The sequence below is a fragment of the Ornithinibacter sp. genome (assembly GCF_035443565.1).
Taxonomy (GTDB): domain Bacteria; phylum Actinomycetota; class Actinomycetes; order Actinomycetales; family Dermatophilaceae; genus Fodinibacter.
The window spans coordinates 1-1,118 of the sequence record NZ_DAORSO010000420.1 but is presented as its reverse complement, the minus strand read 5'-3'; the positions used below and the strand labels follow the sequence as shown (position 1 = coordinate 1,118).

General features: G+C 72.2%; 1 protein-coding gene. It reads left to right on the top strand.

Annotated elements, in window-relative coordinates:
• A partial coding sequence (locus PLL68_RS15675; RefSeq protein WP_324535691.1) for a PP2C family protein-serine/threonine phosphatase occupies positions 1-1,067 on the top strand: 1,067 nt, incomplete at its 5' end.
• Positions 1,068-1,118 lie beyond the last annotated feature (51 nt).

The window sequence follows — 1,118 nt, the reverse complement described above, 5'->3', positions numbered from 1 at the left end:
ACCCCGCGATGCGATGGCTGGGCGGATCACGACGCGCCGGGTCGGTCTCCGAGCGCGCCCTTCTCGTGTCGTTCGTCGGGGGGTTGTTGGCCTTGGGTGCCGCCATCGCGCGGTGGCCGCACGCCGTGCCGATCTCGTTCCTCTTCCCCACGGTCGTCGTCGCCGGTGTGGTCCTGCGCCCCCGTCCCCTGGTGATGGTCTATGGCATCGCGCTCGTCCTCGTGACCGGCTGGGTGCCCCACTCCGGCGTCGGGCTGACCCGCTCGATGTTCGTGGCGGTCTCGGTCGTCGCCGTGATGGCCGTCATGCTCATCGCGTCGGTGTCGCGCGCGCGGATCGGGACCCGAGGCTTTCGCGGCGACCGGATGTTCGCCGAGCTGCGCGACCGCATCGCCCTCGGCGGCCAGCTGCCAGACCTGCCCCCGGGCTGGCAGGTGTCGTCGTGCATCCGCTCGGCCCACGGCGAGCACTTCTCCGGCGACTTCCTCGTCGCCCACCGATCGCCCTCGGGTGATCGCCTGGAGATCGTGCTCGTCGACGTCAGCGGCAAGGGCACCCGCGCCGGCACCCGCTCGCTGCTGCTGTCCGGAGCCTTCGGCGGCCTGCTCGGGGCGGTGCCCTCGGACCAGTTCCTGGCCACCGCCAACGACTACCTCGCGCGACAGGGCTGGGTCGAGGGCTTCGCCACGGCCGTGCACCTCGAGGTCGACCTGCGCACGGGGGAGTACGCGATCGGCAACGCAGGGCATCCCTCGGCGGCGCTCTTCACCTTCGGCAAGGGCCGCTGGGAGGTCATCGCCGGTGGTCGGGGTCCACTCCTCGGTGTGGTCCCCGGCGCTCACTTCCCGCGCCAGCGAGGCTGGCTCGGCCACGGTGACACCCTGCTGCTCTACACCGACGGCATCGTCGAGGCCCGAGGACGCGACCTCGTCGACGGCGTCGACCGCATGCTCGGCATCGCCACGACGACGCTTCTGAGCCAGGGCGACGTCGCGCGCGAAGTGTGCAGCGCTGCCCGATCGGGGGAGGATGACGACCGGGCGGCACTGGCCGTCCGCCGTCTGTGACCACGCGTGAGAGGACCCCCTGGGTGGGAGCCGTGCCCGAGACCGAGCCGT